The sequence below is a fragment of the Mucilaginibacter sp. P4_E8 genome (assembly GCF_056401495.1).
In genome coordinates this window covers 1-1,668 of the sequence record NZ_JBFUJG010000356.1, presented here as the reverse complement: position 1 = coordinate 1,668, position 1,668 = coordinate 1, and the positions used below count along the sequence as shown (strand labels likewise).

Genomic DNA, 1,668 nt, shown 5'->3' with positions numbered 1-1,668 from the left:
GCTCAGGATCTCGATATTACCGATGCGCTGTTCGCTATCCGATACTACCGCTCTCAGCATGCGCTCATAATGATCCAGCATGCGCTCCATCGTTTCAGGACGGTAAAGATCCCTGCAATACGTCAGACTCAGATGAAGACCGTCTCCCGTCTCGATCGCGTCCAGGTTCAGGTCAAACTTCGACATAATCAATGATGGCTCCTTCGTAACAATCTTTAAGTTACCCAAATCCAATGCATCCGTTTCAGGAGTATTCAATAGATTAAGAACTACCTGAAATACAGGTGTCCGGCTTATATCCCTTTTTAATGCCAGCCCTTCTACTACTTTTTCAAATGGAATATCCTGATGCTCATACGCGTCCAGTGTAACTTTTCGAACTTGCTCAAATAATTCACGAACGGTAGATTTCCCATTTACATTCGACCTTAACGCTAGCATATTTACAAAAAAACCGATAAGGCCATATACATCCTGGTTAGCACGGCCGGCAATTGGGGTACCAATACAAATATCTGACTGACCTGTATAACGATATAACAAAGCTTTGAATCCACTCAACAAAGTCATAAATAAGGTAATTCCATATTCCCTTGACATCGTTTTAAGCGATTCCTGTAATTCTTTGTCTAATATCCTGTTCACTTTGGCGCCAGAAGAACTCAATTCCGAAGGCCTGGAAAAATCCGTCATGAGATTCAACGGCTCTATTCCATATAATTGATTCTTCCAATATGTTAGACCTTTACTTAAATATGCCCCTGTCATGTATCGTCGTTGCCAATGCGCATAATCGGAATATTGAAACGGCAAACTGGTTAAGACGGCTTTCCTACCGTCCATTATGCTACTATACACTTCAGTTAATTCACGGATCATAATAGATGCAGACCAAGCATCAAAAGCAATATGGTGAATTACTACCCCTAGGACAAAAGTTGTTTCAGAGGTACGAACCAAGGTTACCCGTAAATTATAATCTGTTGTTAGGTCAAAAGGATCCTTGATCTTTTCTGTAATAAAGTTTATGATGGCACCATTATTACGTCCATTCCACCGCTCCACATATTCGATTTTCCAATCATCAGCCGGTTTAGCAAGTTGATAAACCTCTGACCTGTCTTCCGTATATACCGTACGTAATACAGAATGCCGGTCGATAACAACTTTAAAGGCTGTTTGTAGTTTCGAAATATCCAGTTCTCCGTTTAATTCTGCTATCCAAAATACATGATAAGCTAAGCTACCTTGTAAATTATCTATGAACCATAAACGCTCCTGGGAATAAGACAACGGAGCTAACTTTGAATTTTCAGATGGCGATATAGGCGGCAACTTGTCCTGATCATTCGTTGTGTTTAAATAATAACTCAATTTTTCAATTGATGGATTGTTAAATATTGCTTTTACTGAAACCGCCTGTTCGATAGTTTTATTTAGTGCTGCTACGACACGCATTGCCAGCAGGGAATGTCCCCCAAGCTCAAAAAAGTTATCATGGATACTTACCCCCGTTACACCCAGCAGCTCCTCCCAGATCCCGATCAGCGTCAGCTCCAGCGCATTACGACCGCCTTCATACCCCGAAGATGAACCCTGTACGTCAACCTCCGGAAGCGATTTACGGTCTACTTTCCCGTTCGCCGTCAGCGGAACCGCGGAACCTGC

At 42.1% G+C, this 1,668-nt stretch carries 1 protein-coding gene; it reads right to left on the bottom strand.

Features of this window, described 5'->3' with window-relative positions; translation table 11 throughout:
- A partial coding sequence (locus tag AC1DRQ_RS31325) for a condensation domain-containing protein (RefSeq protein ID WP_477430020.1) occupies window positions 1-1,668 on the bottom strand: 1,668 nt, incomplete at both ends.